The 15,050-nt window shown below is 41.8% G+C and carries 18 protein-coding genes and 1 pseudogene; 7 read left to right on the top strand and 12 right to left on the bottom strand.

Going from position 1 to position 15,050, the window contains the following annotated elements; translation table 11 throughout:
• The first annotated feature begins 24 nt into the window (after positions 1 to 24).
• The 3 genes from ACFQ0V_RS01270 (at position 25) to ACFQ0V_RS01280 (ending at position 1,959) form a co-directional block, all read left to right on the top strand.
• Entirely contained in the window at positions 25 to 699 is a 675-nt protein-coding gene (locus tag ACFQ0V_RS01270) for a hypothetical protein (RefSeq protein WP_381008909.1), read from the top strand.
• Positions 700 to 711: 12 nt separating this feature from the next.
• Positions 712 to 834 carry a DUF418 domain-containing protein gene (locus ACFQ0V_RS01275; RefSeq protein WP_381008911.1) on the top strand — a complete coding sequence of 41 codons (123 nt, stop codon included), beginning with the start codon at positions 712 to 714 and terminating at the stop codon, positions 832 to 834.
• 189 nt (positions 835 to 1,023) lie between these two features.
• Entirely contained in the window at positions 1,024 to 1,959 is a 936-nt protein-coding gene (locus tag ACFQ0V_RS01280; RefSeq protein ID WP_381008912.1) for a helix-turn-helix domain-containing protein, read from the top strand.
• Between the two features lie 88 nt (positions 1,960 to 2,047).
• Here the strand turns inward: ACFQ0V_RS01280 and ACFQ0V_RS01285 are convergent, their stop codons facing one another.
• The 3 genes from ACFQ0V_RS01285 to ACFQ0V_RS01295 all read right to left on the bottom strand — a co-directional run bounded on the left by ACFQ0V_RS01285 (position 2,048) and on the right by ACFQ0V_RS01295 (position 3,100).
• Positions 2,048 to 2,584, bottom strand: coding sequence for a hypothetical protein (locus tag ACFQ0V_RS01285; RefSeq protein ID WP_381008914.1), 537 nt, complete (start codon positions 2,582 to 2,584; stop codon positions 2,048 to 2,050).
• Positions 2,585 to 2,679: 95 nt separating this feature from the next.
• On the bottom strand, positions 2,680 to 2,943 hold the full coding sequence (locus tag ACFQ0V_RS01290; RefSeq protein ID WP_381008916.1) for a hypothetical protein: 264 nt from the start codon (positions 2,941 to 2,943) through the stop codon (positions 2,680 to 2,682).
• Between the two features lies 1 nt (position 2,944).
• Complete coding sequence (locus ACFQ0V_RS01295) at positions 2,945 to 3,100, bottom strand: hypothetical protein (RefSeq protein ID WP_381008918.1); 156 nt, start codon at positions 3,098 to 3,100, stop codon at positions 2,945 to 2,947.
• A gap of 217 nt (positions 3,101 to 3,317) precedes the next feature.
• Between ACFQ0V_RS01295 and ACFQ0V_RS01300 the strand changes: the two genes are divergently transcribed.
• Entirely contained in the window at positions 3,318 to 4,148 is an 831-nt protein-coding gene (locus ACFQ0V_RS01300) for a patatin-like phospholipase family protein (protein ID WP_381008920.1), read from the top strand.
• Here the strand turns inward: ACFQ0V_RS01300 and ACFQ0V_RS01305 are convergent.
• Positions 4,137 to 4,460, bottom strand: coding sequence for a hypothetical protein (locus tag ACFQ0V_RS01305; RefSeq protein WP_194561964.1), 324 nt, complete (start codon positions 4,458 to 4,460; stop codon positions 4,137 to 4,139). The genes ACFQ0V_RS01300 and ACFQ0V_RS01305 overlap by 12 nt on opposite strands.
• 475 nt (positions 4,461 to 4,935) lie before the next feature.
• Entirely contained in the window at positions 4,936 to 5,685 is a 750-nt protein-coding gene (locus ACFQ0V_RS01310) for a hypothetical protein (protein ID WP_381008922.1), read from the bottom strand.
• 89 nt (positions 5,686 to 5,774) lie between these two features.
• Here ACFQ0V_RS01310 and ACFQ0V_RS01315 point away from each other — a divergent pair, with 89 nt between their 5' ends.
• On the top strand, positions 5,775 to 6,425 hold the full coding sequence (locus ACFQ0V_RS01315; RefSeq protein WP_381008924.1) for a DUF5052 family protein: 651 nt from the start codon (positions 5,775 to 5,777) through the stop codon (positions 6,423 to 6,425).
• Positions 6,426 to 6,464: 39 nt separating this feature from the next.
• Here ACFQ0V_RS01315 and ACFQ0V_RS01320 read toward each other — a convergent pair whose 3' ends face one another.
• The 3 genes from ACFQ0V_RS01320 to parE all read right to left on the bottom strand — a co-directional run bounded on the left by ACFQ0V_RS01320 (position 6,465) and on the right by parE (position 12,150).
• The gene (locus ACFQ0V_RS01320) at positions 6,465 to 7,649 is read right to left on the bottom strand and encodes an MFS transporter (protein WP_381008926.1); all 1,185 of its coding nucleotides are present in this window, start codon (positions 7,647 to 7,649) and stop codon (positions 6,465 to 6,467) included.
• Positions 7,650 to 7,771: 122 nt separating this feature from the next.
• Positions 7,772 to 10,192, bottom strand: coding sequence for a DNA topoisomerase IV subunit A (parC, locus tag ACFQ0V_RS01325; RefSeq protein ID WP_381008927.1), 2,421 nt, complete (start codon positions 10,190 to 10,192; stop codon positions 7,772 to 7,774).
• Positions 10,189 to 12,150, bottom strand: coding sequence for a DNA topoisomerase IV subunit B (gene parE, locus ACFQ0V_RS01330; RefSeq protein WP_381008936.1), 1,962 nt, complete (start codon positions 12,148 to 12,150; stop codon positions 10,189 to 10,191). Before parE ends, parC begins: the two co-directional genes overlap by 4 nt.
• A 256-nt stretch (positions 12,151 to 12,406) precedes the next feature.
• On the opposite strand from parE, the gene plsY reads away from it, so the two are divergent.
• Entirely contained in the window at positions 12,407 to 13,009 is a 603-nt protein-coding gene (plsY, locus tag ACFQ0V_RS01335; protein WP_381008928.1) for a glycerol-3-phosphate 1-O-acyltransferase PlsY, read from the top strand.
• 10 nt (positions 13,010 to 13,019) lie between these two features.
• A complete protein-coding gene (locus ACFQ0V_RS01340; RefSeq protein ID WP_381008930.1) occupies positions 13,020 to 13,310 on the top strand; it encodes a HesB/YadR/YfhF family protein in 291 nt (96 codons plus the stop codon).
• 29 nt (positions 13,311 to 13,339) lie between these two features.
• Here ACFQ0V_RS01340 and ACFQ0V_RS13260 read toward each other — a convergent pair whose 3' ends face one another.
• From ACFQ0V_RS13260 to ACFQ0V_RS01355, 4 genes and pseudogenes are all read right to left on the bottom strand, one after another.
• Positions 13,340 to 13,867, bottom strand: a complete 528-nt coding sequence (locus ACFQ0V_RS13260; protein ID WP_449329111.1) for a DUF3885 domain-containing protein — start codon at positions 13,865 to 13,867, stop codon at positions 13,340 to 13,342.
• A 9-nt stretch (positions 13,868 to 13,876) separates the two neighbouring features.
• Positions 13,877 to 14,170, bottom strand: a pseudogene (locus tag ACFQ0V_RS01345) (hypothetical protein); the annotation flags it as partial.
• Positions 14,170 to 14,604, bottom strand: a complete 435-nt coding sequence (locus ACFQ0V_RS01350) for an acyl-CoA thioesterase (protein ID WP_381008931.1) — start codon at positions 14,602 to 14,604, stop codon at positions 14,170 to 14,172. The gene ACFQ0V_RS01350 and the pseudogene ACFQ0V_RS01345, both read right to left, overlap by 1 nt.
• A gap of 21 nt (positions 14,605 to 14,625) precedes the next feature.
• Positions 14,626 to 14,835 (bottom strand): hypothetical protein, encoded by a 210-nt coding sequence (locus tag ACFQ0V_RS01355; protein ID WP_381008933.1) that lies wholly within the window; start codon positions 14,833 to 14,835, stop codon positions 14,626 to 14,628.
• Between the last annotated feature and the right edge of the window lie 215 nt (positions 14,836 to 15,050).

A 15,050-nucleotide genomic window follows, 5' to 3' on the forward strand; every position in this document is an offset into this window, starting at 1 on the left:
AAAAAATCGGAGAGGAAGAGATGGATGGAATGGTTATCAAAAGGGGCATTGCTATTTAGTGTGATTATCGTCATTTTGACCGTATATGTGATTTTTCGCAAGCAAAGTAAACAATGGAAGACGAAACAACAAGTAACGAGAACTGGAGAGGTAACCGCTGCTCGTGTTGTAAAGTACGAACCGACCGGCTTGTCAAAACGATACTTAGATGAAATGATCGTTCACGTACTCGTGCTTTATGAAGGGCGATGGATTCCATCTTCGTATACAGGATTTTTTTCGTTCTCGGACCGGCAAGATGAAGCGTGGATTCCGATTTGGTTCGATCCATATGCACCGAAGCATGTGCATCCTGCCGAACAAAACGAAGAAAATGAAGCGATTGTCGAGAAAAGTCGCATCGACTATGAGTGTGCGCATTTGTCGCCATTAGAGCGCACAAAGTGGGAAGCGCATCACGAACCCTCGACCGCCCTTATTCAATCGATTCGTTTGCACGGAGATCAAACGTTATCTCCGTATGAACACCAACTCGCAACGATCACATTGTCGATTCAAAATGCAGATGCAGAAGTGACGCGTGACATTATGTTGACAGGAGAAGAATATGACAAAATGACAGCACCGTACTATGTCGCGCTCGTTCATTATTGTCCAGAAGCACCAGAAATTTTTACATTTCCTATTGAATTTCAATAGACGAGTCGCTCGATGTGCAATAAACACGGATGGAGTGTGCTTTACTTCAAAAAATTCCGCATCGGGCCACTCGAATGGATATGTCGAAAGTTCACATACGGTTTCAGGTCGAATGCATACGGTTCTTACCGTTAACCTTTTAAACACAGTATCTTTTGAGATAGTGTGTTTTTTATTATATTTATTTAATATATATGTATTTTTAAATGAAATAATTTACCTAAACAAATGTACCCTTTGTTTATGTATGGTATACTATTTAAAATAAATCATATGATAATTATTAAATACTTAAAATATGTGTATTTTAAAAGGATGATACAATTGAAAAACTGGGTAACTGTGCAAGAAGCGGCCGAACAGATTGGGTTATCAAAACCGACGATTTATAAGTATGTGAGAGAAGGGAAGTTAGAAGACATTCCCGATCCACACCGGCTATTTGGAGAAAAACGAATTACACAACAATCTGTCCAACAATTAATCGAGGAACGAAGCGCATCCATTAAAAAAGGGAAAACCCCGCATGAACTAGCGAAACAGTTCAACATACCCCCTCACTTCGTTTATGAAGCGATACGTGAACTGCAATTGCAACCACGAAAAAGAAAACAAGGAAAACGCGATTTGTACGACTTGTCTAAAACAGAATGCGAACAAATTACACAACATATCGAGAGCATCGGAGCGGAGCCTTTGTTTTATGATTCGACGCACGATGTCGCATTGTATCAAAAGATGGAAGTGAGCGAGGGGCAAACGTTACGTGTCGTATGGCATGAAGAGAAAAAAGAGTGGGGCGCTTATATGCATGGGTCCATTTGGATGCCTTTGCAATCGAATTGGAAACTATGTTATCCGATTCATCGTGAAGTGATGCGTGCAGCGGACACTATTACGTTCACATTATCGATGCAGCAGTCCAATACGTGGGAAACGATCGATTGGATTTATACAAACTTCGGCGTCGAAAATTGTAAAGTAAGTAGAAATCTCGATACATTAACCGTTCATATTAAAACGGGTGTCGTCACATTGCGTGAAACAGCAAATCATTCAATCATCAAAGCGCTACAGGACGGACTGCAATCTGGGCAGTTTGTGATTGAAGAGAACGTGTGGCACGCAAAAGGAACGAAACGACAAACGAGTTTATTGCTTGATGAAGCGATGATTGAAGAAGTGAAAACTCGTGCACGTCAAAATGGTGAAACGATGAACGAATGGATTGAGCGAGCGATCGCAAAACAATTAAGTTAACGGTAATTATATTATGTTAACTTAATAAAAATAAAATAAAAACAGTTCCTCTTAAGTCGAGTAGAACTGTTTTTATTATGTCATCTTTTTACGATGATGCTTGTTCCTCAATTAAACGATCGATGCGAGCATGCGCCTCTTCGATAGAAGCTTCTTGTGTAATGGAGCGGTCAGACAACAAGCGGAATTTAGAACGGACTTCCCGACGGAAATCATTATGACGTTCTTCTTCCCACCACGTTTTCGTGACCATCTCTTCACGAATAGAAGCGACTTCTTCCATCGTAATATCGATTTTACGATGGAGTTCCTCGTATTGCGCCGCCATTTCTTCGCGTAACGAACCAATCTCTTGGTGCATCTCTTTACGTAACGAACCGATCTCTTGGTGCATCTCTTTACGTAACGAACCGATCTCTTGGTGCATCTCTTCACGTAACGAACCGATCTCTTGGTGCATCTCTTCACGTAACGAACCGATCTCTTGGTGCATCTCTTCACGCAATGAGCCCATCTCAGTGCGTAATGCACCAATCTCTTGATGCATCTCTTTACGTAACGAACTGATTTCTTTTTGCATATCGATCATCACAGCCATCAATTGTTCCAACGTAACAGCAGACATGCTTTCACCCCTTTCTGTACTATAAATAGTATACATAATTTTACACTATTTGAAGAGGTTTTGTCGAATATTGATAATTGGTCTGGCAAATTGAGCTATTTCTTGTTTTTCACATAAGCCATAAATAATTGAATGACGATAAAGCATAAAAATAAACTGTTCGCGACACTTAAAATAATATGATCTCCAAATGGTGTGAACGTACGGAAAATCGTTAATGCTAGGATTCCGAATATAAATAATTGAATCGGTAGCTCTTCGTTTAAAGGTTTAGAGCGGGGAGTACGCATTAATAACAACAATAAAACGATCATCGTCACAAATAAAACGACATCAAAAATAGCAAAGACATTTTGCATATTACTTTTCCTTTCTCGGTTTCATATTGAGCAAAAAGAGGACGAGGGCACCTGTTAAAAAGACGATATTTAGTGCTTGTAGTATGAATGTTCCTTTATAAGGACTTAGCCATTCAAATCCGATCACAATCACATATAAGAAGAGCCAAAAGTACATAAGTTTCGTCATCCAATCGTGCTGGAACGTATCTTTTGAACTCACTAATAAATAGATGAAAAGTCCAACAATCGTTACGTCTATTAAAATTCCGATTTCGCCTCACCCTTTCTCGATATACCTCTCTTAGTGTAACAAATTTCGCTTGAAAAAGAGGCTTTTTTAAGAAAATGCACCTCAATTTCCTGTATACTACTCAAAGAAAGGAGGTATTTGAATGAATGCAAGTTTAATATTAGAAGGAGGCACATTTCGCTCCATCTACACAGCAGGCATTTTAGATACTTTTTTAGCACATGGCATTCGATTTCCGTATACGGTAGGAATCTCAGCCGGGGCGCTAGCGGCTTGTTCTTTCGCTTCTCGTCAGCCTGAGCGAACGTTGCGCGTCTTTCGAAATTACCGTCATGATACGCGTTACATGGGCTGGCGTAACTTCTTAAAGGAACGCAGCTATTTCGGTCTCGACTTTGCCTACAATTACATTCCAAACGTAGCAGATCCATTCGATTGGGAAGCGTTCTATACATATGAAGGAGAGTTAGAGTTCGGCTTAACTCATGCAGAGACAGGGGACATTCATTATGCGAATGCACTTGAGATGAACCGGACATGCGATATGTTGCAAGCGACATGCGCGATTCCGCTTGTTTTTCCTGAAATTCAAGTGCAGGAAGAAGGATACTTTGATGGAGGATTAGCTAATCCGATTCCGTTGCAGCGCGCGATAGACAAAGGATTCAATAAACATGTCATCGTTTTAACGCGGCCAAAAGGGTACCGAAAAACGTTTGATCGACAAGCGAAATTCGGAACGTACATGTTGCGTAACAAGTATCCGAACATCGCTAAGTTGCTGACAGTTCGCGCGGAGCGTTACAATGCGACAATAGAGCGAATCGAACAGTTAGAACGTTCAGGAGAAGCGGTCGTCTTCCGTCCAGAATATGCGCTCAACAGCTTCGAAAAAGACGCTGGCCAAATGAACAAAACGTATCAAATGGGCCGAGCACACGGAGAAGCTAAAATGAATATTTTATTTACGTGAAGAAGGTAAGCGGTGACGTTGTTTCATTTGACGACGTTTCACCGCTTTTTTCTTTTCATGATTGCGATAAATAAACCATTCCACAATACTATAAATGAATAATAAAACGATAAATACGATACGACTCACAGCATACCCGTAAGTGATCCGAATCGTTTCACTTTGTCCAAGCCCAATCAAAACTGCGAAAGCGAGGATCAGCAGAAGAAAAGGAATCCCACGTTTTCCTTTAAACGAAGGAAAGGCAGAGCGAATATAAAGATAAACACTTACTAAAACGATCCATAAAAACAAGTCATACACGAAAGACATGCGAAAACTCCTTTCATAACGTGAACATAGTATAACACATGCGAAAAAATCGCTTTTTCTTTTAAAAATACAAATTAAAGTATTTTTATTCTCAAATTATCATTTTTCCCGAGGGTGAGACTTTCATTTATTGTATAACGATGTATATTACTTAAAGGAAAAAGAGATCTTTTACAAAATAAATGACATAAAATTTGATTGGTTAATTAAAAGTTTTGCAATTAATAAAATAATCATCACGATGTGACCGGATAAATGATGAGCTTGCTGCGAGGGTGAAACGTCCGAAACATGCAATGGTAAAATCGGACAGCAGAACGGTGTAAGTGTTATTTCAAAATAGGAAAGTAGAACATATTGATTGTTATATTGACGATTTTTATTTTAGTTTACATAATATAACTTATAGGAAGTTATATCTCATATATAAGTATACAAGTAATATTGAGATAAAATCAAAATTTCATGAGATACGTTATATTTTTTTCGTCCATTGCCAAATGGCTTGTGCTAAAAGATTTTCTAAATGATTCATCCACTCATCCAATTGATCACATTTTTCATATTCCATTACGTTTAACTCATATTGCAATGCTCGTTGCAACTCGAAAACTTTCCGCAATAACTCATTAAACGCTTTCTCTGTATGATCTCGTTTAAACTGCCGTAACATCTCATGTAATCGACCATCCTGCTTCAACGGATGATTCCCTTGAAAGTACGCTTTTAGCTCTCCTATATCGACCCGCTCTCCATATTGACAAACAAATTGCGTATGCAGCGCATATAAGTAAAAATTCACGAGCGCTTTCGCATCTTTTTCTTTCTGAATGCGATCGATTGATTTCGTAAGCATCCCGAGCGTACTATACAGCAAGTTTTTGCGATTTTCATACAAAATAAACGGGACTGACGCATCCAATTCATCGTAAAACGATTGAAATTCTTTCGTATAACGCACTTCTTTCGCCCAAAGAAACGATGAATTGCTCATATTTGGCTTTTTAATCCACTGCATCATACTGCGCACATCGACTTCCAACCGATCGACTTTTGCCTCTTCATCGATTGTTTGAGTTGTCTTACAAATATTTCCTAGCATCACATGTCGGAGTGATGAAGGGAGTACAAAGTGAAGTTCGTCTCGATCGGACGACTCCGTTTCTAAAGAATAGTTGATAGAACCGACCGTAAAGCACATAACGCCCCGCTTCTCTTCTGCCATATAACTTTCTCCTTTCGATATTTCCTGTTATTTCAAAGAATATGGTAAAATGAAGTGAATCGACTAATCAAAGAGTGAGGAGACACAGTATGAGTGAAACGACAAGCTTTTCAAACAAATTTAAACGTTGGACGATTATCATTTTGTCCGTAGTATTGCTCGTCCTTCTTCTTGTGCTCGTCTTGAACTTTAAAAATTTATCGTTTTTCGGTAAATCTGTTCAAGAGAAGTTTACAGGAATTGAAACGACACTTCAAACGTACGATGATGACGGGCAAGCATTGGATAAAATGGTCGGCAAATCTGTAGCGATCGATGCCGATAAACAGTTTTCATTATACAATGAAGATGGAGATGAAATTAAAAAATCTCAAGTGTTAAAAATTACAGTCGGTGGCCACGAAGCGATTCACGTTGGCTCTAGCTTAATTGCTTACGAAGAAGGACTCGACAATATTTTAGACGAATATAGCGAAACCGTCACGATCGATAGTACGAATCGTACCGTACCTTTCGTCAACAAATTCATAAACGACATGAAAAACCGTTTCCAAGGGATGGATAAAGTCGTGTTAATCCGTTCACAAAGCGGGAAACCAATCGCGACATTCGCTGGGAATAAAGTGGTTTTTAAAGAGACTGAAATCGAAAAATCGACCGCTCTTTTAATCGATGGAAAACTACTCTTTATTTACCGCAGCGATTATAGCATTTACGACCGTGCCTTGCTGGAACAATAAAAAACATCCCCTGATCTTCGTGATCGAGGGGATGTTTTTTTAATCAAATTGCAAATTTTTTCGTTTCGTTTGAAGCCAGAAAAACGTCGTGAGGGATACGCTGACGAGCGCAAAGATGACCGCCATCCATTGTAAGCCAATCCAGTCGAGTAAAGCACCAGACGATAGTAAAACGACTTGGAACATGACGCGCTCTAACATGTTACGGAAAGCGAAAAAGCGTCCGTGGTAAGCGCGTGGCATTTGCTGCTGGAACACGAGCATCGCAGTCGGGAAGAAACAACCGAGTGAAAATCCAAGCAAAGCAAATGCGAGCAAAACGAGTGGCACATTCGTCGGAACGTATAAAAACAGCTCCGCTAAGCCGACGATCCACGCGAACGTAAACAAAATCGTCTTCGTTCGAACGTGCAACGTAATTCGCTTAATGACGACTGTCCCGATCATGAAGGAAATCCCTTCAATCGCATAGACGATTCCTTTAATAGACGTAGAATCTTGAATTTGACTTAATTGAATGACAATCAAGTTAAAGGACCCTAAAAAGAGTAAAGGGATGAGCGTCATAATAAGCGTCATCGTCACTTGTGGGAATTCCCGTAAAATCGGGAAAACTTCTTTGAATCCCCCGCTCTTATCCCCTTTCGCCCGCTTCGGAATGACCGCTTCTTCGACGATGAGCATCGACGTCGTCACGAGTAAGAAAATATATGCGAAAAACGACATCCAATAAAGAGCGCTTAATGAAATTTGAATGAGTAACAGTCCCGCGAGCGCCGTTCCTAATACGCGAGCAATCGTCGCGACGTTCATATGCCATCCGTTCATCACAAGCAATTGATGTTCATCGACAATGAGCGGAATCGTCGCTTGCAACGCGGGAAAATAAAAACTAGACGCCACTTGAATACTAATGACGAAGCCGATCATCCAAACGATTGAATCTTGCTGGATCGCCACGAACATAAAGAGCACACTGATAAGACGCCCAATTCCCGCTCCTATGAGCACTTTCTTTTTATTCGTCCGATCAATCACCTTCCCCGCAAAAGGTCCAATGAGAACCCCTGCAAGCAGCCCTGTCGATAAAATTAAAGCTTTTTGGAAGTCGGAAGGCACTTTCTCCTGCATAAACTCCAAGTTTCCGATAATCCCCATCCATAACCCAATTCCTGCAATTAACTCCCCAATTAAAATAATCCATACATTTCGATTACGCCACATAAGCCTATTCCTCTATCTTTCTTAAGTATTTCGATTTTCGAACTATTATACACGGAATGTTCACAATTGTCATGAAAGAAAACTAAAAACTGCCTACCTCCTATGAAGTAGACAGTTTTCCTTTATTCGATAGTATGTTGAACGTACGTATGTGCAAGCATGTTGGCATCGGTTTTTTTCCATAATGCGCTACCTGCTGAATTTAAGTCCATGTAGCGTAACTCACTTGCGAGTACGATGACTTGTTCGAAATGTTGATTCACCGCATAAAGCTCATCCGTCGTATCGACGAGATGACTGCTGTTATAAAGATGTGGATTCGATTTCAAACGACGAATGAGAGCATTCCCTACAACAGCACGTGACGTTTCTGGAATATCTTCTAAACGAAGACGTTTCACATGACCTCGATTTGTAAATAAGACGAGAGACTGTTCTTCTTTCACGATGTGCACACGTTGTAATGTGTCGTCATCTTTCAACTGAATCCCTCTCACTCCAGCTGTACGCACTCCCGTGACTGCTAATTCGCTCACTGGGAAACGAGTCGATTGGAAATGTTCCGAAATGAGTAAAAGCTCATCTTCTAACGTACAGAGCGCGACAGATGTCATCGTCTCTTCTTTTTTCGTATTCATCGCACGGAACGTTCGATTGTAGCGGGCCACTTCATAATCTTTTAATGCTGAAACTTTCACATTCCCTAAACTACCCGTCGTGACGACATATTGATCTTCATCAAAGCTCGGCACACCGATGACGCCGATCACTTCTTCATTCGGTGCTAAAGAAATGATGCTCGATAAATGTTGTCCGAGGTCTTTCCAACGGATGTCCGGTAATTCATGGACTGGTTGATACATATAGTTCCCGAGTGAAGTGAATATGAGTAAATGATGTTGCGTATTGAGTGGTGCGACATACAATAAATAGTCGGACTCTTTCATATCCATCCCTTCACCGTTCGACGCACTATAAGAACGGACACTCGTCCGCTTCACATAGCCATCTTTCGTTACCGATACGATGACATCTTCACTCGGAACGAGCACACTTAAATCGACTTCGATCGTTTCAACTTCTGATTCGATGACGCTGCGACGACTATTTGCGTATTTCCGTTGAACGTCTTTCAATTCACGTTGAATGACACGGTTCAACTGCTTCTCACTGCTTAAAATGAGCTCATAGCGTGCGATTTGTTCATGAAGGTCACGCTCTTCTTCACGCAATGCCGTAATGTCTGTATTCGTTAAACGGTATAACTGTAAAGAGACGATCGCTTCGGCTTGCGGCTCTGTAAATTGGAACGCTTCTTGTAAATTTTGTTTCGCATTCCCTTTATCCGTTGAAGAACGAATCGTTTCGATCACTTCATCTAAAATCGATAAAGCTTTCATCAATCCTTCTACGATATGAAGGCGTTTCGTTGCGCGAGCGACGTCGTATTTCGTACGGCGCGTTACGACTTCTTGTTGGTGACCGATATAAGCGTCCAGCAACATCGGCAAGCTCATTAAACGTGGACGACGGTCAAATATCGCGACCATATTGAAGTTATACGTAATTTGCAAATCGGTATTTTTAAATAAGAAATTACGAATCGCATCCGGATCGATATCTTTTTTTAACTCGACGACGATACGCAATCCTTTTCGATCACTTTCATCCCGAATATCTGCGATGCCGTCTAATTTTCGGTCGATACGTAATTCGTCCATTTTTTTTACGACATTCGCTTTGTTTACGTCATATGGGATTTCGGTAAAGACGATTTGATTTTTTCCGGCTTTTAACGGTTCAATCGTCGACTGAGCGCGTACGACACAGCGTCCTTTTCCTGTCTCGTACGCTTTTTTAATCCCTTCTTTTCCTTGAATGATCGCTCCTGTCGGAAAATCAGGCCCTTGAATCGCTGTCATCAGTTCATCGACAGTCGCATTCGGATTTTTCATGCGCATAAATACCGCTTCGATCACTTCAGCTAAGTTGTGAGGCGGGATATCTGTCGCGTATCCTGCAGAAATTCCTGTCGAACCGTTCACGAGTAAATTCGGAAAACGTGCAGGAAGTACTGTCGGCTCAATCGTCGCATCGTCGAAGTTCGGAATGAAGTCGACCGTCTTTTTATCGATATCAGCAAGGAGTAGTTCCGACACAGCGGAAAGACGCGCTTCTGTATAACGCATCGCTGCTGCAGGGTCTCCGTCTACTGAACCGTTATTCCCTTGCATCTCAATCAATTCATGGCGCAGTTTCCACGTTTGGCTCATCCGTACCATCGCATCGTACACCGACGTATCTCCGTGCGGGTGATAGTTGGCGATGACGTTACCGACGGCTTTTGCTGATTTTTTATACGGCTTATCGCTCGTGTTATGGTCTTGTTGCATCGCGTATAAAATACGGCGCTGTACCGGCTTTAACCCATCGCGCGCATCCGGTAATGCACGGTCTTGAATGATGTACTTACTATATCGACCGAAGCGATCTCCGATAATTTCTTCCAATGTTAAATCTTGAATGTGCTCTTGTTGACTCATACTTCCTCACCTTCCACATGAATGAGTTCATTTTCTAACATATTCGTTTCTTCCGTCATGCTAAAGTCGACGTTTTTCTCAATCCAGTTTCGGCGTGGTTCTACTTTATCGCCCATTAATGTCGACACTTGCTTTTCTGATTGTCCGCTATTTTCAATCGTGACGCGGATTAAAGTGCGCGTTTCAGGATTCATCGTCGTATCCCATAATTGATCTGGGTTCATCTCCCCGAGTCCTTTATAGCGCTGCAATTTATACGTCTTGCCGATTTCTTGAATCGCTTCTTGAAGATCATCTTCCGTCCATGCGTAGCGCAACACTTCTTTCTTACCCGCTCCTCGGTACACTTTGTAAAGGGGCGGCATCGCAATATACACTTTCCCCGCTTCTACGAGTGGGCGCATGTAGCGGAAGAAGAACGTCAGCAACAGCACTTGAATGTGCGCCCCGTCCGTATCCGCATCCGTCATAATGATCACTTTGTCATAATTGGAATCTTCCACATTGAAATCAGACCCGACACCCGCACCAATCGCATGGATGATCGTGTTAATTTCTTCGTTTTTCATAATGTCTTCAAGTTTTGCTTTTTCGGTATTTAACACTTTTCCTCGCAGTGGCAAAATCGCTTGGAATGTTCGGTCGCGCCCTTGTTTTGCAGAGCCTCCAGCTGAGTCCCCTTCGACTAAGTACAGTTCGTTATTTTTCGCATTACGAGACTGCGCAGGGGTTAATTTCCCCGATAGCAAAGTGTCCGAACGTTTGCGCTTTTTCCCGTTGCGCGCATCTTCTCGCGCTTTTCGGGCTGCCATGCGCACTTGTTGGGAGCGGATCGCTTTACGTACAAGCTCCGCGCTAAATTCCGCATTTTCTTCTAAATAATAGTTCAGCTGTTGGCTGACAACCGCGTCTGTCGCTGTGCGGGCTTCACTCGTTCCGAGCTTCCCTTTCGTCTGCCCTTCAAACTGCAAAATTTCTTCAGGAATGCGCACGGAAATAATCGCAGTCAATCCTTCTCGAATATCCGCGCCATCTAAATTTTTATCTTTTTCTTTCAATAATCCTGTTTTTCGAGCGTATTCGTTAATGACGCGCGTCATCGCCGTACGCGTACCTGTTTCATGTGTTCCCCCGTCGCTCGTTCGCACGTTGTTGACGAAAGAGAGTACGGTTTCGGAATAGCCATCATTAAACTGAAACGCAAATTCGACTTCAATGTCTTCTTGCGTCCCTTCTAAATAAGCGACTTCATGCAATGTATCTTTTTCCTCGTTTAAATAATGGACGAAGGCGACGATTCCTTCATCATATTGGAACGTCTCTTCGACTTTTTCCGCTTCACGTTCATCGATCAAACGGAAAGCGACACCTTTTAATAAAAAAGCAGATTCGCGCAATCGTTCACGAATCGTCTCTCGGTTATACGTCGTCGTTGAAAAAATCGACGCATCTGGTTTGAAATGAATGCACGTTCCGGTCTGCTTCGTCGTTCCGACTTCTTCTAATGTAGTGACCGGCTTCCCACCGTGTTCAAAACGTTGTGTAAACTGTTTCCCGTCTCGGTAGATCGTAACGGTTAACCATTCCGATAAAGCGTTCACGACAGATGCTCCGACACCGTGAAGTCCTCCACTCGTCTTATAGCCACCTTGTCCGAACTTACCTCCCGCATGAAGCACAGTCATAATGACTTCTGCTGTCGGTCTACCTGTCTGATGAGTTCCGGTAGGCATGCCTCGTCCATAGTCGCGGACGCTGACAGAATCGTCTTTATGTAAAGTGACGACCACTTCACGACCAAATCCTGCTAACGCTTCGTCGACGGCATTATCGACAATCTCATAAATTAAATGATGCAGGCCGCGTCCATCGGTCGAACCGATATACATTCCTGGACGTTTTCGCACTGCATCGAGCCCTTCTAGTACTTGAATCGCATCATCATCATAATTCATCATTTGATTTGTATTCGTCACTTCGACACCCTCCATAAAAACATGTGTTCTCTTTTTATTATCAACTATGCTGAAAACATTGTCAAATCACGCTCTACGACATTCGAGAATTAATTGTATAGAACATTTTCAAAAAAAGCAACGAACTTCTAAAACCGAGCATTTAAAAAATAGTTTTCTTTTTCAACTATTGTTGGCACTCTTTTTACGGTATGATAGAGTTATCTTGTATTTATTTTTAGCGTAAAGGGGTACCATTATGAATATCGTTCTCGTCATACTCATCGCCTATGTGTTAGGCTCCATCCCATCTGCCCTTTGGATTGGGAAAGTATTTTTCAAAACGGATATACGCGAGCATGGAAGCGGTAACTTAGGTGCAACGAACACCTTCCGTGTGCTCGGTAAAAAAGCGGGCATCATCGTCACTTTGCTCGATATTTTAAAAGGGAGTGCAGCGGTTTGGATTGCTTCTCTATCTTATTTTCAACCACTGCCCGTTGAAACGATCGTTATCGGACTATTCGCTGTAATTGGCCATATGTTCCCGTTATTCGCTCGCTTCCGGGGTGGAAAAGCAGTCGCTACAAGCGCAGGGGTATTACTCGCTTATGCACCGATTGTATTTGTCATCGTCTTAGCCATTTTTATTATCAGTTTGAAAGTAACGAAGATGGTTTCACTCTCTTCTGTGATCGTCGCTTGTTCTGGGATTATCATCGCAATCGTCGAGTTCATTCGTTCGCAAAACTATTCCTTTTCTATTATAGTCATATGTATGGCACTGTTTATCATTTATCGACATCGTGCGAATTTAGAGCGGGTTAAAAATGGTACAGAACCAAAGATTACGTGGATTTAGGAGGAGTTTTATGAACATTCAATTAACAGACGACGCCATCGAATGGTTTGAAACGGAAATGGATGTTGAAGCAGGAGAAGCGGTTCAATTTTACGCGCGTTACGGCGGCGCAAGTCCTCTTCATGAAGGGTTCTCACTCGGCATTCAAAAAACTGAGCCAGAAAAAATCGTCGCACAAACCGTCATCAATGATGTGACATACTACATCGACGAACACGACGAATGGTTTTTCCAAGACCATAATTTACTCGTATCACTGAATCCAGACTTAAATGAACTGCATTTCGACTACGAAAAATAATACGAAAAGCCTGACGTTACTCGAATACGTCAGGCTTTTTTATGCCATTTTTGCGCAATGTCAGGAGACGGCGCAATCACTTCAAACCCTCGATCATCATAAGAATGAAAGACAGTGAGCGACGGAATATGTTCGATGAAAATAGACGGGCTATACTCATACCCTTTAAACGGCCTTCCCATATCCGCTTCTACGGTTCGCTGAATTAATTTCGGAATATCGAATTGCTCATACGTTCCTGTAACGTAAAATTGTTCCGCAAGCCAATTCTCTTCCTCCTGAATCATAAACGAATGTGTGCGCATTTTATAACGCAGTTCAGGCGATACGTAGCGATGCAGCATGAGAGGGTGACGCTCACTTGTCGGATACGTCGTCACCATGAGCCGAACTTCATCTTTAGGGTGAATCCATTCGTTTAACCAATGAACTCGCTCTTCCGTCGTACGCGCTACATAAATCTCGACCGGATCGGTGATGAGTCTATCATTCGGTAAATGAATCGCATACGGAGAACGATGAAATAAGCCGTAATAAAATTGTTCCGTAGGACGCAAGCTTTTCGGATAAAAACGTTCGTATTGCTGCTGTAAGCCTTCTTTTCTTAATATATAACGCTCTCGGTCGCCGATTAAGTCGAAATGCGGATACGTCGGGTGCGCATCGATCCATTCCGGGCGCAAACCGTAAGACGCGCCCCATTCGATTAGACGTTCTACATCTGCACAACCTGCTTTCGTTACCGTTTGACAGCCAGGGAAGCGGTCGTCGAGCCAATAATGCGTCAAAAAAGCGAGTTCCCCTTGCGCTACTCGCTCTTGCCACTGTCGTAATTGTTGACGATGAATACCGAAAGCCACTATTTTTCCTCTTTCGGAATAACATTTTTTTCGTAAGCGTCATGCCAAGCCGGATCAACTTTGCTCAAGGATACAGGACGGAAATTACCTTTTTTGACGAGCACATGTGTCGATTCACCAGTCGCTGCAATTTCTCCATTTTCTTTCACGATTTCGTAAGCATAAACCGTGCGCACACGACCGTGTTCACGTAACCATGTACGAACGGTTACCGTCTCTCCGTATGTACAAGCTTGTTTATATTGAATATTTAAATCGACGACAGGTGATAAATAACCTTCTCGTTCTAATCCAGCGTATGTAAACCCAAGCTCTTGAATTAACGAAGTACGCCCAATCTCCATCCATACGAGATAGTTCGCATGATAGACGACAGCCATTTGGTCCGTCTCCGCATAACGCACTTCAATTTGTTTTTCATTAATGATTCCCATAATCTTCACCTCTCTTTTATCTTAAACAAAAAGAATAACCGCGACAACGAAAACGATCATTCCGATCAAAATCCACCCTGTCTCTTTCACGGCTTTTGCAGCATCTTCTGACCAATCTGGGTTGGTTGGGAAGTCTTCTGCTGTATGAACACGAAAACATTTTACGCATGTTGCTTTCGTTTCCTCTAACTTTAATTCTCCTCCACATGTGAGGCAAGATACTTTACTCATATTATCACTCCTCTACTCTATTATTATCGCATCGTTTTAGAAGACGTCAATCGCTTTTCCTACATCGTCAACTATGCACCATTTTTTAATATTTAGTATTTTTGTTTAATTAAAATGGTATTATTATTATATAGATAATCTTTTAGTGAGAGTATAAAATATTTTGTGTAAATGAAAAATTCCATGTAAAAAGGAAGACCCTTTCTTGGTAGAAT

The organism is Savagea faecisuis, assembly GCF_042675605.1.
In the GTDB taxonomy this organism is placed as follows: Bacteria; Bacillota; Bacilli; order Bacillales_A; family Planococcaceae; genus Savagea; species Savagea faecisuis.

Bases quoted from the DNA above. Each gene is read 5' to 3' on its own strand.
- ACFQ0V_RS01320 (WP_381008926.1), bottom strand. From the start codon at position 7,649: ATGTGGCGTAATCGAAATGTATGGATTATTTTAATTGGGGAGTTAATT.
- parC (WP_381008927.1), bottom strand. From the start codon at position 10,192: ATGAGTCAACAAGAGCACATTCAAGATTTAACATTGGAAGAAATTATC.
- ACFQ0V_RS01295 (WP_381008918.1), bottom strand. From the start codon at position 3,100: ATGTACTTTTGGCTCTTCTTATATGTGATTGTGATCGGATTTGAATGG.
- ACFQ0V_RS01300 (WP_381008920.1), top strand. From the start codon at position 3,318: ATGAATGCAAGTTTAATATTAGAAGGAGGCACATTTCGCTCCATCTAC.
- ACFQ0V_RS01315 (WP_381008924.1), top strand. From the start codon at position 5,775: ATGAGTGAAACGACAAGCTTTTCAAACAAATTTAAACGTTGGACGATT.
- ACFQ0V_RS01340 (WP_381008930.1), top strand. From the start codon at position 13,020: ATGAACATTCAATTAACAGACGACGCCATCGAATGGTTTGAAACGGAA.
- ACFQ0V_RS01275 (WP_381008911.1), top strand. From the start codon at position 712: ATGTGCAATAAACACGGATGGAGTGTGCTTTACTTCAAAAAATTCCGC.
- ACFQ0V_RS01305 (WP_194561964.1), bottom strand. From the start codon at position 4,460: ATGTCTTTCGTGTATGACTTGTTTTTATGGATCGTTTTAGTAAGTGTT.
- parE (WP_381008936.1), bottom strand. From the start codon at position 12,150: ATGATGAATTATGATGATGATGCGATTCAAGTACTAGAAGGGCTCGAT.
- ACFQ0V_RS01350 (WP_381008931.1), bottom strand. From the start codon at position 14,604: ATGGGAATCATTAATGAAAAACAAATTGAAGTGCGTTATGCGGAGACG.
- ACFQ0V_RS01310 (WP_381008922.1), bottom strand. From the start codon at position 5,685: ATGGCAGAAGAGAAGCGGGGCGTTATGTGCTTTACGGTCGGTTCTATC.
- ACFQ0V_RS01355 (WP_381008933.1), bottom strand. From the start codon at position 14,835: ATGAGTAAAGTATCTTGCCTCACATGTGGAGGAGAATTAAAGTTAGAG.
- ACFQ0V_RS01290 (WP_381008916.1), bottom strand. From the start codon at position 2,943: ATGCAAAATGTCTTTGCTATTTTTGATGTCGTTTTATTTGTGACGATG.
- ACFQ0V_RS01285 (WP_381008914.1), bottom strand. From the start codon at position 2,584: ATGTCTGCTGTTACGTTGGAACAATTGATGGCTGTGATGATCGATATG.
- ACFQ0V_RS01270 (WP_381008909.1), top strand. From the start codon at position 25: ATGGAATGGTTATCAAAAGGGGCATTGCTATTTAGTGTGATTATCGTC.
- plsY (WP_381008928.1), top strand. From the start codon at position 12,407: ATGAATATCGTTCTCGTCATACTCATCGCCTATGTGTTAGGCTCCATC.